Below are 14,724 nucleotides of genomic sequence, written 5' to 3' on the forward strand. Positions count from 1 at the left end.
GCCGGCCCGGAGTCGAGGGCAGCGAGGGCGGCCTGGATCGACCGGCCGGCCCCGAGTCGCGCGACGAGCTGTCCCGCATCGGCGTCCCCCGGTTCGACGACGGTCGACCATGCAACACGGGCGAGGACCTCCTCGCGCTCGCCGGACCGATGGCCCGCTGCGCCCCGGAGGCGGTCGAGGGCGGCATGGGGATCCCGCTGCGACCGCGAGTCCGCAACGCCGCTCACAGCGCGGTCCGCAACGCCAGCGCCCGTTCGACATGCCGCCGCTCCGGGCGGTCGTCCCCGTCGAGGTCGGCCATCGTCCACGCCAGCCGCATCACCCGGTCCCACCCCCGCATCGTCAACGTCCCGAGGTCGAGCCCCCGGTCGAGCAGGTCCGTCGCACCGTGGGCCGCGCGGCCGTCCTCGCGCAACCACGACCCGGTCACCTCGGCGTTCCGGGTCCAGCCGGTCCCCCGCAACCGGTCCCCCATCCGGCTCCGGGCGTCGAGCACGACCCCTCGCGCGACGGTGGTGGTCGGCGTCGCTCCGTCGTGGGCCCGGAGCATGCCGGTCGTCACCCGCGGGACCGCGACGCGGATGTCGATCCGGTCGAGCAGCGGCCCGGAGAGCCGCCCCAGGTAGCGGCGGACCGCACTCGGCACGCACGAGCAGGCTGCACCGCCGGTGGACCCGGCGTTGCCGCACGGGCACGGGTTCGCGGCCAACACGAGTTGGCAGCGCGCGGGGAACTCCGCCGACCCTCCTGCACGGTGGACCGTGATGCGTCCGGCTTCGAGCGGCTGCCGGAGCGCGTCGAGCACGGGCCGTGGGAACTCGGTGGCCTCGTCGAGGAACAGCACGCCGCGGGTGGCTCGTGACACCGCACCGGGCCGGAGCTGCCCGGTCCCTCCGCCGATCAGGGCGGCGGCCGAGGCGGAGTGGTGCGGGGCCTCCCACGGCGGTCGCAGTGTCCACGAGCGCTCTCCGTGGCCGGCGACGGAGCGGACTGCAGCGACCTCGAGCGCGGCGTCCGGGTCCAGGTCGGGCAGCAGGGCCGGGAGCCGTTCGGCGAGCATCGTCTTGCCGGCGCCCGGCGGTCCCAGCAGCAGCACGTGATGCCCGCCGGCCGCCGCGGCGATGACAGCACGCACGCCGACCGCGTTGCCGACCACGTCCGCGAGCTCCAGCGACGGGAGCGTGTCGTCCGGGACTGGTGGCGGCAGGACGGGGTCGGTGAAGCCCGCCGGCAGGTCGGCCCCCGCGTCGATCGCTGCCGAGCGGAGTGAGTCCACTGCGGTGAGCGCGATGTCCGGCACGACCCGCGCCTCGGTGAGGTTGCCCACCGGCAGTACGACACGTTCGATGCCGGCGGCGCGCGCGGCCAGGACCACCGGGATGATCCCCGGCACTGGTCGCACCCGCCCGTCCAGTCCGAGTTCCCCGACGTAGACCACACGGCGATCGGCCCCCGGAGCGGTACCGGCGGCCGCGAGGACGGCCATCGCGATCGCCAGGTCGAACCCGGAGCCGCGCTTCGGAACGCTGGCCGGGGTGAGGTTCACCGTGATCCGCCGTGAGGGAAGCGGGCAGTCCGCCATCGCGGCTGCCGACCGCACTCGTTCGCGGGCTTCCCCGAGCGAGGTGTCCGGCAGCCCGATGATGCTGAACGCGGGCAGCTGGCTGGTGAGGTGCGCCTCCACCTCGACGAGGCTGCCCTGCACCCCGACCAGCGCGACCGCTGAGGTCCGTCCGATGTCGCTCACCCGAGTGCCTCGACGTGTTCGACCGCCACGTGGTCCTCGACCATGGTCACGGCGATGCAGTCGATCCGGATCGCTCGCGCCGTCTGGTCGCGGTGCGCGTGGAACCACGCGGGGACGAGCTGTCGGATCCGTGCGAGCTTGAGCGGCGTCACGGCCTCGAACGGATGTCCAGCGCTCTGCCCGGTTCGGGTCTTCACCTCGATGAAGACGATCGTGTCGTCCTCTCGCGCAACGATGTCCACTTCTCCGCGCGCACATCGCCAGTTCCGGTCGATGATCGAGAACCCGTGGCGCTCGAGCCATTCCACGGCGTGGTCTTCTCCGGCATTGCCCGTCGCACGGCGCGGATCAGGGCCGGGACGGCAGCGGACGGCATCCGGTCGGTCTGCACGATTCGTCATGGACCAACGATGAACCGGGTCAGGAATCGATCGAGTCGGTAGCGGAAATCTGTGGACAGAGGAGCGGAACGACCGTCCTGTGCAGGAACGAATGCGTGGACATCTCACGCATCATGACAAAAGCCGGACAATTCCTCACGGAATGTCCGGCTCCTGCCGAGACCAGCGACCGAACGCCGGTCGGATGCTCAGTGCGCGGCTGCGTACGCTTCCTGCACCTGCGTCGAGATACGACCACGAGAAGAGACCTCGTACCCGTTCTCCTTCGCCCACTCGCGGATCTTGCCGAGTTCCTCGGAGTTCCCGCGCTTCGGGGCCGACGGGCTCTTGCCCGTCGAACCGGTGCGACGACCAGCGGTCTTGCGTGCCGCGGCGATGTAGTCCGAGATCGCGTCCCGGAACTTGTCGACGTTGTCGTTCGACAGGTCGATCTCGTACGACGAACCGTCGAACGCGAACTCGACCGTGCGGCCATCGCCAGCGGCGATCGGCGAATCGTCGAGATCGTCGACGAGCTGGACAGTGACCTTCTGCGCCATTTCTCACTCCTTCAGAGTCGGGATTGCAACTCAGAGTATCGCAGCACAATGCCGAACGGTCACATTCCCCGGCGAGCCCTACTCGTCGAGTGCGAGTTCCTTCGGGAGTTCGAGTTCACGCGCAGTGAGTTCTTCGACGTTCACGTCCTTGAACGTCAACACCCGGACCGACTTCACGAAGCGGTCGGAACGGTAGACGTCCCAGACCCACACGTCGTTCATCGTCAATTCGAAGTAGAAGTCGTGCTCGGTGTCACGGCGGACGAGTTCGACCTCGTTCGCCAGGTAGAACCGCCGCTCGGTCTCGACCACGTACCGGAACTGCCCCACGACGTCGCGGTACTCGCGGTACAGGGCCAGTTCGACCTCGCGGTCGTAGTCGTCGAATTCTTCGTCATCCATGGCCCGCCCAGTCTAGAGCGACCGCGGCCTCCTGACCGCCCGACCGTGCAGAACCGCGCGAGCACGCACGACTCGCTCCCGTGGGGACAGGAGCGCCACCGCGCTCAGGCCCCGACCGCGCCCAGTTCCTCGAACCCGTCGAGCGCGACACTCGACGCCGCGTGCAGCCAGGTCTTCCGGTGCAGCTCGTGCGGGCCGACCGCGCGGATGGCGTCGTAGTGCGCAGTCGACCCGTAGCCCTTGTTCGAGGCCCACGCGTAGTGCGGTGCATCGTCGTGGGCCGCGATCATCAGGTCGTCGCGCGCGACCTTGGCCACGACGGACGCCGCTGCGACGGAAGCGCAGTCACGGTCGGCCTTCACACGCACCTGGACGTCGAGCGGCCGGTGTTCGGCCGGCAGCGCCCGGGTGAGCCAGTCGAACGACCCGTCGAGGACGACCACGGCACCCTCGAGCGAGACGCCGTCCTGCACGAGCGCCTCGATCGCACTGGCTCCGGCCAGCCCGAGCGCGGCGACGATGCCCTGCTCGTCGACGACCTGGGCCGACGCCATCCCGACCGCGGTCCGCGCCCAGCGTGTCACCACGGGGACCAGCGCCTCACGCCGGGCCTGGCTGAGCAGCTTGGAGTCGGCGAGTCCCTGCGGCACCCGTCGGACGTCGAGCGTGACGGCGGCGACGCCGACCCCGACCGGACCGGCGATCGCTCCGCGGCCGACCTCGTCGACGCCGATGACGGTGACCCGTCCCGCGGCGAGGAGCGACTTCTCGAGCCGGAGCGAGGGCCGGACGGGGCTCACTCGTCCCGCTCCTCCACGCCGGCGAAGACCTCGGGGTGGTCGTCGAGCCAGGTCCAGCGGTTGGTCGGCCACGAGATCACGAAAGCCCGACCGGTGACGTCGGACAGTGGCACGAACCCCTTCGACGGGGTGTCGCCGTTGTACCGGGAGTCGCGCGAGTTGTCGCGGTTGTCGCCCATCACCCAGATGGTGCCCTTCGGCACGGTGACCGAGAAGTCGGTCTGGGACGCACGGGTGTCCCCCGCGGGCAGCTTGAGGTACGGCTCGGTGAGCGGGACCCCGTTGACGGACATCTGTCCGAGGTCGTTGCAGCACTTGACCTCGTCCCCCGGCAGCCCGATGACGCGCTTGATCAGGTGGTCGTCGCTGTCACCGGTGCCGAGTCCGACCTGCGTGAGCAGCCAGTCGGCCGCCTTGCCGATCGAGGTCGTCGGCTGGACGTTCGGCAGGGTCTCTCCGGTGAGCCACCCGCCCGGGTCCTTGAACACGACGACGTCGCCGCGCTGCAACTTGACGGCCCCGGGGACCAGTTCGTTGACGATCACGCGGTCGTTGACCTGCAGCGTGTTCTGCATCGACTCGGACGGGATGTAGAACGACCGGATCAGGAACGTCTTGACCAGGAAGGAGACCAGGAGGGCCGCGATGAAGATGATGACGAGGTCCCGCAGGAAGGTCAGGACCCCGTTGCGCGGCTTCTTCGCCGTCCGGGGCCGACGGGCTCCACCCTCTGTCGTGTCCGTCATTTCCGCTCTCGTCGACCTGTTCCCGGCACTGCTCCCGAGATGGTTCTGCCCCGGTGGCGACGGACTCCAGGAACGAACGAGCCCCCCGCCGATGCACAACCGTACATGGGCGAGGGGCTCGCAGAGGAACCGGCTTCCCGGTGCTCCCTGTGAAGGCGATCAGTTGTCGCGCTTCTCCTTGATCTTGCGGCGGGCCGCCTTGCCGCGGAGTTCGCGGAGGTAGTAGAGCTTCGCGCGACGGACGTCACCGCGGGTGACGATCTCGACGTGGTCGATGATCGGGGAGTGCACGGGGAACATGCGCTCGACGCCGACCTGGAAGCTCACCTTGCGGACCGTGAAGGTCTCGCCGATGCCGTGGCCCTGGCGGCCGATGACGACACCCTGGAAGACCTGGATACGCGAGCGCGTGCCTTCGACGATGTTGACGTGGACCTTGACGGTGTCGCCGGGGCGGAAGTCCGGGTGGTCGGTGCGCAGGGCACCGGCGGTCACGTGGTCGAGGAGCTGCATGATGGTGTCACTTCCTGCGGACGCACACGGGTCGCCGCGGATCGATTTCGGAAAGAACGAGACGTGCCCGGTGTCGGCGACTCCCCCGTGGCAGAGTCCAGCCAGGGCACGATCGATCATCATGCCACAACAAGTGCACTGCAGCCAACCGGCAGGATGGTCCCATGATCGAACTCCGCACCCCCGCCGAACTCGACGGACTGCGTGTCGCCGGCCGTTTCGTCGCTGATGTCCTGGACGCCCTGCTCGAGACCGTCGACGTCGGCGTGAACCTGCTCGACCTCGACCGCGTCGCCGCACGCATGATCGCCGAGCGCGGGGCGGAGAGCTGCTACGTCGACTACCACCCGTCGTTCGGCAAGTCGCCCTTCGGCAAGAACCTCTGCACCTCGGTGAACGACGCCGCCCTGCACGGTCTGCCGTACGACCTGGTCCTGCAGGACGGCGACCTGGTCAGCCTGGACTTCGCGGCGAGCGTCGACGGCTGGGTGGCGGACTCCGCCGTCACGGTCCAGGTCGGCACTCCGCGCGACGAGGACCAGCGACTCATCGCGACCGTCGAGCAGTGCCTGGCCGCGGGCATCGCGCAGGCGGCACCCGGCAACAAGCTCGGTGACGTCTCGGCCGCGATCGGTTCGGTCGCCCGCGGTGCCGGCTACGACGTGAACCTGCAGTTCGGTGGCCACGGCGTCGGACACACCATGCACGGCGACCCGCACGTCCCGAACGACGGGCGTCCCGGCCGCGGCATGAAGCTCCGCCCCGGACTGGTCGTCGCCATCGAACCCTGGCTCATGCAGGGCACGGACGAGCTCTACCAGGACGAGGACGGCTGGACCCTCCGCAGCATCGACGGCTCGCGCGCCGCACACGTCGAGCACACGGTCGCGGTCACCGAGCAGGGCCCCGAGGTCCTGACGCTCCGTCGCGCCCAGCGCGACGCCTGACCCGGGACCACCCACGTCACGGGAGGCCCGTCACCAGCTGGTGACGGGCCTCCCGTGGTGTCCGTGGTCGGTGCGCGACCCGCTCAGTCCGGCAGCAGGTCCGGTCGGACGCGTCGCGTCCGCTCCACCTGCTGCTCGTGCCGCCACGCGGCGACCCGGCCGTGGTGCCCGCTGAGCAGGACGTCCGGTACGTCGAGACCACGCCACGACGCCGGCTTCGTGTACGAGGGGTACTCGAGCAGGCCGTCCTCGTGGGACTCCTCGACGAGGGACTCGGGGTTGCCGACCACACCGGGGACCAGCCGACCGACGGCTTCGATCATGGCCATCGCCGCGACCTCACCGCCGTTCAGGACGTAGTCCCCGAGCGAGAGCTCGACGACGGTGCTGCGGGTCGCGGCCCACTCGAACACCCGGGCGTCGATCCCCTCGTACCGCCCGCAGGCGAAGACGAGGTGCTCGTGCTCGGCGAGCGAGCGGGCGATGGTCTGGCGGAACGGCGTGCCCGCGGGCGTCGGGACGACGAGGGTCGACGAGCCGTCCGAGCGCAGGATCGAGGACAGTGCCTCGGCCCACGGCTCGGGCTTCATGACCATGCCGGCGCCGCCACCGTACGGGGTGTCGTCCACCGTGCGGTGTCGATCCGTCGTCCAGGACCGCAGGTCGTGGACGTGGAGGTCGAGCAGACCGCCCTGCCGCGCCTTGCCGAGCAGGGAGACGTCGAGCACCCCGAAGAACTCCGGGAAGATCGTGACGATGTCGATCCGCACGGATCAGTCCTCGGTGTCGGGAGCCGACGCGTCGGGAACCGGCGTCACCGTCTCGGGACGGCTCAGGTCCTCGGGGTCCTCGAACAGACCCGTCGGCGGCGTCACCGTGACGGTGCCGGCCTCCAGGTCGACCGCGGGCACGATCGCCGCGACGAAGGGCACGAGGACCTCGCCGCGGGACTCGGTGTCGACCGCGAGCAGGTCCTGGGCCGGCATGTGGTCGACCCGTGCGACGGTGCCGACCTGCACGCCGTCGCGGAGCACCTTCAGGCCGACCAGCTGGTGGTCGTACCAGGCGTCGTCCTCGCCGGTCTCTTCCTCGGTGTCCTGCTCGACCCAGAGGATGGCGCGCGCGAGGGTCTCGGCGGCACTCCGGTCGGCGATGCCCTCGAAGAAGGCGACCGGGTGCGAGTTGTACCAGCGCAGCTCATCGAGCGCGATGGTCTTCCCCGACCAGGGAGAGTCGTCGGGGACCTGGAGCGTGAAGACCGCTCCCGGCGTGAACCGACGATCCGGGTCGTCGGTGTAGAGCTCGAGCTTGATGCCGCCCTTGAGCCCGTGCGCCTTCGTGATGCGACCCACCCGGAGCTGGGTCGTCTCCCTAGGAATCGCTGTCCACCACGTCGACCCGCACGCGCTTGCCGTCGGCCAGGGCCGTGACGAGCGTGCGGAGCGCCTTCGCAGTGCGACCGGCGCGACCGATCACGCGGCCGAGGTCCTCGGGGTGCACACGCACCTCGAGGACCTCGCCACGCGCAGAGGTGGAGCTGGCGACGCGCACGTCGTCAGGGTGATCGACGATCCCCTTGACGAGGTGCGTCAGCGCGGATTCGAGCAAGGACTACGCCTCGGTCGTCTCGTCGGCGGTCTCGGCTGCGGCCGGAGCGGCGGGGGCCGTCTTCTCCGACTTGGGCTTGAGGACGGCCTTCTTGGAGCTGTCGACCGTGAAGGCCGGCTTCGGCTCGCGGACCTTGACCTTGGACTCGGTGTCCTTCTCGCCCTTGAACTTGGCCCAGTCACCGGTCAGCTTGAGGAGCGCGGCGACCTGCTCGGTCGGCTGCGCACCGACGCTGAGCCAGTACTGCGCACGCTCGGACTGCACCTCGATGAACGAGGGCTCCTCGGTGGGGTGGTACTTGCCGATCTCCTCGATCACACGACCGTCGCGCTTGGTGCGCGAGTCGGCGACGACGATGCGGTAGTAGGGCGCTCGGATCTTGCCGAGGCGCTTGAGACGGATCTTGACAGCCACAATGACTCCTGTTGCGTACGTGTTGTGGTTGAACCGGAACCGCGGGCGTGGGGGCACACACGGTGGAAGCTCGATGAGATCGTGATCCGCTGGATAGAGGGTCGAGCGGACACGATTCGACCGTTCATTCTTGCAGATTCCGGAGCGGGAAGCGAGCCACCTCCCGCGGCGCGTCGGCGGACCGCTACGGCGCCAGGCGTCGGACGGCCTCGAGGGCCTCGCTCGTGGCCCGGACCGCATCGACGCTGTGGGCGTCCCGTGCTCCGCCGACGACCGCGTACGGAACGTCTGCGGTTGCCAGGCCCGACGTCAACTCGTCCCGCGCCTCCTGTCCGGCACAGACCACGACGACGTCGGCCGGCACCGCGACGTCGTTGCCGCACTCGTCCCGGATCCAGAGCCGGCCTGGTTCGATCCGCAGGTACTCCTGCACCCCGCCGACCATGCGGACACCGGCGTCCCGCAGCCGTCCGAGCGCGACCCAGCGTGAGGTGAGGCCGATCCCCTGCCCGAACTTCCCGGTCCGGCGGAGCACCGTGACCTGGGACCCGGGCCGGACGGTACGGTGCGCGGTGGGCTGGCGCTGCGGCAGGTCCCCGACGAGTTCGCCGGAGACCGGCACCTGCCACCGCGCACCGAACTCGGTGGCGCGGACGGCCTCGTCCGGGGACTCGGTGAGGAACGCCGCGGTGTCGACGCCGATCCCGCCACCGCCGATCACCGCGACCGTCCCGTCGGGCACGCCGTCGCGGAGGGCCTGCTCGTAGGTCATGACGTGCGGCAGGTCCACCCCGGGGAGGTCGACCACGCGTGGGGTCACCCCCGACGCGAGCACGACGGCGTCGCTGTCCCCGAGGTCCGTCACGGTGGCCACGCGACCCAGGTGGATCGTCGCGCCCCGTTCCACCAGTTCCGCGCGGGCGGCCTGCACGGGGCCGGCGTAGTCCTCTTTCCCCGGGATCTCGGCGGCGAGTCCGAACTGTCCGCCGAGGACGTCCGATGCTTCCCAGAGCCGGACGTCGTGTCCACGCCGGGCAGCGTCGACGGCGGCGGCGAGCCCAGCCGGTCCCCCGCCGACGACGTCCACACGCTTCGGCACGGTCGTCGGACGGAGCGGGAACTGCACCTCGCGCGCGGCTCGCGGGTTCACCAGGCACGACACCGGCGCGCCGACCACGGACCGGTCGAGGCACGCCTGGTTGCACCCGATGCAGGTGTTCACGAGGTCGAAGCGTCCGGCCAGGGAGCGTTCGACGAGCCCCGCGTCGGCGAGGAACGGCCGGGCGAGCGCCACCGCGTCGATCCGACCGTCGGCGAGGACCGCTTCGCCGTCACGCAGGTCCGTCATCCGGTTCGACGCGATCACCCGCACGTCCGGGTGGTCGGAAGCCCGGACCACGTCCGCGATCCGCGCCGCCTGCTCGATCCACGCGCCGTGTGGCACGGACGCCTGGATCGTCGGGGTCCGCGACTCGTGCCAGCCGATGCCCACCGAGATCGCGTCGAGTCCGAGCGGCAGCAGTTCGCGCACCAGGGCGTCGACGTCGGCGTCGGTGGAGGACCCCGGCATCAGGTCGGCGCCGGAGAGCCGGATCGTGACGGCGAGGTCGGGCACCGCGGCGCGGACGGCCCGGACGACCTCGACCGCGAAACGACGACGACGCTCCGGAGTGCCGCCCCACTCGTCGTCGCGCAGGTTCGTCAGCGGCGACTGGAACTGGTTGACGAGGTACCCCTCGGAGGCCATGATCTCGACGCCGTCGAAGCCGATCGCCGCGGCGGTCCGGGCGGCCGTGGCGAAGTCCTCGATCGTCCGCCGGACTTCGTCCGCCGTCAGCTCCTCGGGCACCACGCCCCGCGCGGCCGCCCAGGGCAGCGCCGAGGGCGCCACGGCGCGCTGCGGTCGACCGGAACGGTCCGTCAGACCCCCGACGAGCGCGTAGCGGCCGGCATGGAACAACTGCGCCAGGACGGCGCCGCCCTCGTCGTGCACGGCCGCGACCGCCCGGCGGAAGCGTTCGTCCGCACCGCCGACGCCGAACACGGCGAAGTCCGGGCCGCCGCGGGCCTCGTCGCTCACCGCGATCCCCCCGGTGATGATGCACGCGGCACCGCCGGCAGCACGCTCCCGGTAGAACTCAGCCATCGCGACGCCGTCGTCGTCCAAGACCTCGAGTCCGGTGTGCATCGACCCCATCACCACCCGATTGGACAGGTGCAGGGGCCCGAGCGTCCAGGCCGAGGCCACGGTGCGGAGCTCGGCGGGCACGTCGGCAACGGGCGGAACGACAGTGGTCACGCAACGAACACTAGGCGAACGTGCCCGCTCACCGGCAGACCGGACACGCCGGGCTCTCCGTCGTTCCCGCGGGACGGACGGGCAGGATGGCCCCATGGACATCCGGTTCTCCGAATCCGCCCCGTCGACGATCGGCGTCGAGTGGGAGTTGCCCCTCGTCGACCGTGCGACGGGCGACCTCACACCGCGCGCCCCGGCGGTGCTCGCCGCCGTCCGGGAACGCCTGGACGATCCGGACCGGGTGACGGAGGAGCTCCTCACGAACACGGTCGAGGTCGTCACCGGCGTGCACCGCAGCGTCGGTGGCGCCACCCGCGAGCTCTCCGGGATCATCGGCCAGGTCATCGACGCCGCCGAGCCCCTCGGTGCGCAGGTGATGTGCTCCGGCACCCACCCGTTCGCCGTGTGGGACCAGCAGGAGATCACGCCGGACAGCGAGCACTACACGGAACTCATCGACCGCACCCGCTGGTGGGGCCGGCAGATGCTCATCTGGGGCGTGCACGTGCACGTCGGCATCGACGACCGTGACAAGGCCGTCCCGATCATGAACGCGATGCTCGGCTACGTCCCGCACCTGCAGGCGTTCACGGCCTCGAGCCCGTTCTGGGCGGGGACCGACACGGGGTACGCCTCGAACCGGGCCCTGATGTTCCAGCAGCTCCCCACCGGTGGGCTCCCGCCGCAGCTCGGGGCGTGGGCGAACTTCGAGGAGGTCGTCGGCGACCTCGTGCACACCGGCGTCATCGACGGCGTGAAGGACCTGCGGTGGGACATCCGCCCCTCCCCGGGCTGGGGCACGCTCGAGAACCGCGTCTCGGACGGCATCTCCACGCTCCACGAGGTCGGCGCGGTCACGGCCCTCGTGCAGTGCCTGGTCACCGAGAGCTCGGACCGGATCGACGCCGGCGAGACCCTGCAGGCGATGCAGCCCTGGTTCGTCCGCGAGAACAAGTGGCGTGCAGCCCGGTACGGCATGGACGCCGAGATCATCACGAACGTCGCCGGCGACGAACGGCTGGTCACCGACGAGGTCCACGACCTGGTCACCCGCCTGGACCCGATCGCCGAACGGCTCGGCTGCCAGGAGGAACTGCACCACCTCGACACGATGATCGAGCGCGGCGCTTCCTACCAGCGTCAGTTGGCGGTCGCGCAGGCGAACGGCGGCGACCTCCGCGCGGTCGTCCAGCACCTGGTCGGCGAGCTCCGCGACTCGCTCTGATCCGTCGCGACGCGACCACGGCCGGACGGGCGCGCCCCGCGTGCCGCTGGCGCGTCACGCTGAGCGGGGCGCGCCCGTCCGTCAGGTGGTCGGATCAGCGACCGAGGAACTTCTGCAACGACGCGAGCTCTTCCTCGGACGGCACCCCACCGTTCTTGCCGGCGCCCATGCCGAGCCCGAGACCCGCGCCCTTCGGCGCCTGCTGTGGCGCGGGGGCGGTACCGGAGGCGAGGGCAGCGCGCTTCGCCGGGTTGCCGACCTTCTTCTTCTTGCCCTGCGGCTGCTGCTTCTTGCCGCCGTGCATGCCCGGGATCGGGCCCATGCCGGGCATCTGCGGCACCCCGCCACGGGCGACGGTCTTCATCATCTTCGCGGCCTGCTCGAAGCGGTTCACGAGAGCGTTCACCTCGGTCACCGTGGAGCCGGCACCGCGCGCAATCCGCAGGCGACGGGACCCGTTGAGGAGCTTCGGCAGTTCGCGCTCCTGCGGGGTCATCGACTGGATGATCGCCTCGGTGCGGACGATCTCGCGCTCGTCGAAGTTGTCGAGCGCTTCCCGCATGCCCTTCGCGCCGGGGAGCATGCCGAGCATGCCCTTGATCGAACCGGCCTTCCGCAGCTGCTGCATCTGCTGCAGGAAGTCGTTCAGCGTGAAGTTGTCGGTCGCGATCTTCTCGGCGACCGCACGGGCTTCGTCCTCGTCGAAGGCGGACTGCGCCTGCTCGATGAGGGACAGGATGTCACCGAGATCGAGGATCCGGCTCGCCATCCGGTCCGGGTGGAACGGCTCGAAGTCGTCGAGGCCTTCGCCCGTGGACGCGAACATGATCGGGCGGCCGGTGATCGAGGCGACCGACAGGGCCGCACCACCGCGGGCGTCACCGTCGAGCTTGGACAGGACGACGCCGGTGAAGTCGACGCCCTCCTGGAAGGCGCGGGCCGTCGTGACGGCGTCCTGACCGATCATCGCGTCGATGACGAAGAGGACCTCGTCCGGGTCGACGGCCTTGCGGATGTTCGCGGCCTGCTTCATCAGCTCGGCGTCGACACCCAGGCGACCGGCGGTGTCCACGATGACGGTGTCGTACTGCTGGTCGACCGCGGCCTTGATCGCGTTCTTGGCGACCTTGACCGGGTCGCCGACGCCGTTGCCGGGCTCCGGGGCGAAGACGTGCACGCCGGCCTGCTCGCCGACGACCTGCAGCTGCTGCACGGCGTTCGGACGCTGGAGGTCCGCCGCGACGAGCATCGGGGTGTGGCCGTCCTTCTTGAGCCACTTGCCGAGCTTGCCCGCCAGGGTCGTCTTGCCGGCACCCTGCAGGCCCGCGAGCATGATGACCGTCGGCGGACGCTTCGCGAACTCGAGGCGTCGCTGCTGCCCGCCGAGGATGCCGACGAGTTCCTCGTTGACGATCTGGACGACCTGCTGCGCCGGGTTGAGCGCCTTGTTGACCTCGTCCGAGAGCGCCCGCTCGCGCACCGAGGCGGTGAAGGACTTCACGACCTCCAGCGCGACGTCCGCGTCGAGCAGCGCCCGCCGGATCTCGCGGACGGTGCCGTCCACGTCGGACGGCGTCAGCCGTCCCTTGCTCCGCAGGTTGCGGAAGGTCTCGGTGAGCCGATCGGAGAGTGAACCGAATTGCGCCATGATCCGACCATCCTACCGTCCGTGGCGTGCGGCCCGGGAGGCTCGGCACCGGCCCGCCCCGCCGGCGCCGGTCACGCGCGCTCGCGTCGGAACCGCTGCGGCACGCGTCGGGCGACCGTCAGGGCGACGAGCGCCATCGCGGTCGAGCCCACGGCCATGAGGGCCGACGCCGCGTCCTCGGCGGCGAAGTACCGGAGCGTGATGGTCCCGGCGACCGCCCACGGCATCCAGGCCACGGCGAGCGCCGCGGCGAGGACGGGGCGCCGATGTCGGACGAGTTCGACGACCGCGACCAGCACGAGCACCCCCACCACGCCGAGGAGGGCCGGCGTGACCCCGGCTCCCCACCACGCTCCGTCAGTGAGCAACGTCGACTCGAACGGGTGACCGGTCGGCAGCTGCAGTCCGACGAAGAGCGCGAGTCCGCCGGCGACGACCCCGAACGCGATGCCGAGTGCCCGGCGGTCCCGCGGCGCCCCGACGTTCGCGACGACGACGAGCGCCGCCACCGTCACGAGGGTCGTCGTCCCCGGGCCGTTCCAGTTCTCGGTCGCCTGCACCGTGACGCGCGCGACGACGATGCCGAGCACCGCGAGGAGACCGGCCAGGTGCGCGAGCATCCGCTGCCGGCCGAGTGCGGCGAGCGCGCCGAGCAGGACCGGGACCGCGAACAGGACGCCGGGGTTCCGGAACGGCCCGAACCCGGGCATGTCGGGCCAGGCAGTGCCGGGCGGTTGACCCCACGGCACCCACGAGACCGCGAGCAGGTAGACCAGGGCGAACCCGGCGGCGGCCCCGGTGCCGATCGACGCCGCGAGCACGCGCACGTCTCCCGGCACGACCGCGTTCACGCGCTCGCGGACGCCCTGCCACCGCAGTTCGGCGAGCTCGCCGGGCGCCGGTCGGCTGCGACCCTCACCGTCGGCGACGTCGAGCAGCGTGCCGAGCATGGCCGGCCCGTGCGTCCGTCGCCACCGCGTCGGGTACCACCCGAGCGCCCTGCCGTAGTCCTGTTCCAGCCTCGTGTTCGTCACGACACTCCCCCCGGTCGGATGCGGATGCTGCGCGTGGCCGGAGTCGGCCGCCACGCGGTGAGCCGCGCGCGTGCGGCTGCGGCGTTCGCCTCGATGCGACGGACCTCGGTGTCGAGGGCATCGGCTCCGGCGTCGGTGAGTTCGAAGTAGCGCCGGAGTCGCCCGTCGACCACCTCTTCCCCCGCCTCGGAGACGAGCCCCTGGTCGAGGAGCCGGTCGAGGACGGCGTAGAGCGTGCCGACCTTCAGTCGCACCCGCCCGTCGGACAGTTCGGCGGCGTCGCCGATGAGCCCGTACCCGTGCTTGCGCCCTCCGGCGAGGGAGGTCAGCACGAGCAGGGTCGGTTCGCGCATCTCGGCATTGCTCATGCGGCGAAGATACTCTGTTGCCCAGAGCATGGC

At 70.8% G+C, this 14,724-nt stretch carries 17 protein-coding genes and 1 pseudogene; 2 read left to right on the top strand and 16 right to left on the bottom strand.

All coding sequences use genetic code 11. The annotated features are described in order from the left end of the window. The 8 genes and pseudogenes from DEJ24_RS14325 to rplS form a co-directional block, all read right to left on the bottom strand. Positions 1–227 (bottom strand): annotated as a pseudogene (locus tag DEJ24_RS14325) (hypothetical protein); the annotation flags it as partial. Then, positions 224–1,747, bottom strand: a complete 1,524-nt coding sequence (locus tag DEJ24_RS14330; RefSeq protein ID WP_111079204.1) for a YifB family Mg chelatase-like AAA ATPase — start codon at positions 1,745–1,747, stop codon at positions 224–226. The pseudogene DEJ24_RS14325 and the gene DEJ24_RS14330, both read right to left, overlap by 4 nt. Further along, positions 1,744–2,148 (bottom strand): YraN family protein, encoded by a 405-nt coding sequence (locus DEJ24_RS14335; protein WP_111079205.1) that lies wholly within the window; start codon positions 2,146–2,148, stop codon positions 1,744–1,746. The genes DEJ24_RS14330 and DEJ24_RS14335 overlap by 4 nt, the downstream gene beginning before the upstream one ends. A gap of 188 nt (positions 2,149–2,336) precedes the next feature. Further along, complete coding sequence (locus DEJ24_RS14340; protein WP_110902043.1) at positions 2,337–2,687, bottom strand: Lsr2 family protein; 351 nt, start codon at positions 2,685–2,687, stop codon at positions 2,337–2,339. Positions 2,688–2,765: 78 nt separating this feature from the next. Beyond that, positions 2,766–3,089 carry a DUF2469 family protein gene (locus DEJ24_RS14345; protein ID WP_110826150.1) on the bottom strand — a complete coding sequence of 108 codons (324 nt, stop codon included), beginning with the start codon at positions 3,087–3,089 and terminating at the stop codon, positions 2,766–2,768. 104 nt (positions 3,090–3,193) lie between these two features. After that, positions 3,194–3,889, bottom strand: a complete 696-nt coding sequence (locus tag DEJ24_RS14350; protein WP_111079206.1) for a ribonuclease HII — start codon at positions 3,887–3,889, stop codon at positions 3,194–3,196. Continuing rightward, a complete protein-coding gene (lepB, locus tag DEJ24_RS14355) occupies positions 3,886–4,635 on the bottom strand; it encodes a signal peptidase I (RefSeq protein ID WP_111043864.1) in 750 nt (249 codons plus the stop codon). The genes DEJ24_RS14350 and lepB overlap by 4 nt, the downstream gene beginning before the upstream one ends. Positions 4,636–4,794: 159 nt before the next feature. Continuing rightward, complete coding sequence (gene rplS / locus DEJ24_RS14360; protein ID WP_110826147.1) at positions 4,795–5,148, bottom strand: 50S ribosomal protein L19; 354 nt, start codon at positions 5,146–5,148, stop codon at positions 4,795–4,797. 164 nt (positions 5,149–5,312) lie between these two features. Between rplS and map the strand changes: the two genes are divergently transcribed. Beyond that, positions 5,313–6,095, top strand: a complete 783-nt coding sequence (gene map / locus DEJ24_RS14365; protein WP_111079207.1) for a type I methionyl aminopeptidase — start codon at positions 5,313–5,315, stop codon at positions 6,093–6,095. Between the two features lie 83 nt (positions 6,096–6,178). On the opposite strand, the gene trmD is transcribed toward map, so the two are convergent. From trmD to DEJ24_RS14390, 5 genes are all read right to left on the bottom strand, one after another. Then, positions 6,179–6,865, bottom strand: a complete 687-nt coding sequence (gene trmD / locus DEJ24_RS14370; RefSeq protein WP_111079208.1) for a tRNA (guanosine(37)-N1)-methyltransferase TrmD — start codon at positions 6,863–6,865, stop codon at positions 6,179–6,181. 3 nt (positions 6,866–6,868) lie between these two features. Then, positions 6,869–7,447, bottom strand: a complete 579-nt coding sequence (rimM, locus tag DEJ24_RS14375) for a ribosome maturation factor RimM (RefSeq protein ID WP_111079209.1) — start codon at positions 7,445–7,447, stop codon at positions 6,869–6,871. A 19-nt stretch (positions 7,448–7,466) separates the two neighbouring features. Continuing rightward, complete coding sequence (locus tag DEJ24_RS14380) at positions 7,467–7,703, bottom strand: RNA-binding protein (RefSeq protein WP_110826143.1); 237 nt, start codon at positions 7,701–7,703, stop codon at positions 7,467–7,469. A 3-nt stretch (positions 7,704–7,706) separates the two neighbouring features. Continuing rightward, positions 7,707–8,117, bottom strand: a complete 411-nt coding sequence (rpsP, locus tag DEJ24_RS14385) for a 30S ribosomal protein S16 (protein ID WP_110902036.1) — start codon at positions 8,115–8,117, stop codon at positions 7,707–7,709. 184 nt (positions 8,118–8,301) lie between these two features. Then, positions 8,302–10,416 carry an FAD-dependent oxidoreductase gene (locus DEJ24_RS14390; protein WP_258374839.1) on the bottom strand — a complete coding sequence of 705 codons (2,115 nt, stop codon included), beginning with the start codon at positions 10,414–10,416 and terminating at the stop codon, positions 8,302–8,304. 94 nt (positions 10,417–10,510) lie between these two features. Between DEJ24_RS14390 and DEJ24_RS14395 the strand changes: the two genes are divergently transcribed. Beyond that, the gene (locus DEJ24_RS14395; RefSeq protein ID WP_111079211.1) at positions 10,511–11,641 is read left to right on the top strand and encodes a glutamate--cysteine ligase; all 1,131 of its coding nucleotides are present in this window, start codon (positions 10,511–10,513) and stop codon (positions 11,639–11,641) included. Between the two features lie 94 nt (positions 11,642–11,735). On the opposite strand, the gene ffh is transcribed toward DEJ24_RS14395, so the two are convergent. The 3 genes from ffh to DEJ24_RS14410 form a co-directional block, all read right to left on the bottom strand. Next, positions 11,736–13,289: a signal recognition particle protein gene (gene ffh, locus DEJ24_RS14400; protein WP_110902033.1), complete on the bottom strand. Its 1,554-nt coding sequence runs from the start codon at positions 13,287–13,289 to the stop codon at positions 11,736–11,738. A 71-nt stretch (positions 13,290–13,360) separates the two neighbouring features. Then, the gene (locus tag DEJ24_RS14405) at positions 13,361–14,323 is read right to left on the bottom strand and encodes a hypothetical protein (RefSeq protein ID WP_111079212.1); all 963 of its coding nucleotides are present in this window, start codon (positions 14,321–14,323) and stop codon (positions 13,361–13,363) included. Next, complete coding sequence (locus DEJ24_RS14410) at positions 14,320–14,691, bottom strand: PadR family transcriptional regulator (RefSeq protein ID WP_111079213.1); 372 nt, start codon at positions 14,689–14,691, stop codon at positions 14,320–14,322. The genes DEJ24_RS14405 and DEJ24_RS14410 overlap by 4 nt, the downstream gene beginning before the upstream one ends. Positions 14,692–14,724 lie beyond the last annotated feature (33 nt).

Source organism: Curtobacterium sp. MCPF17_001 (assembly GCF_003234615.1).
Taxonomy (GTDB): Bacteria; Actinomycetota; Actinomycetes; order Actinomycetales; family Microbacteriaceae; genus Curtobacterium.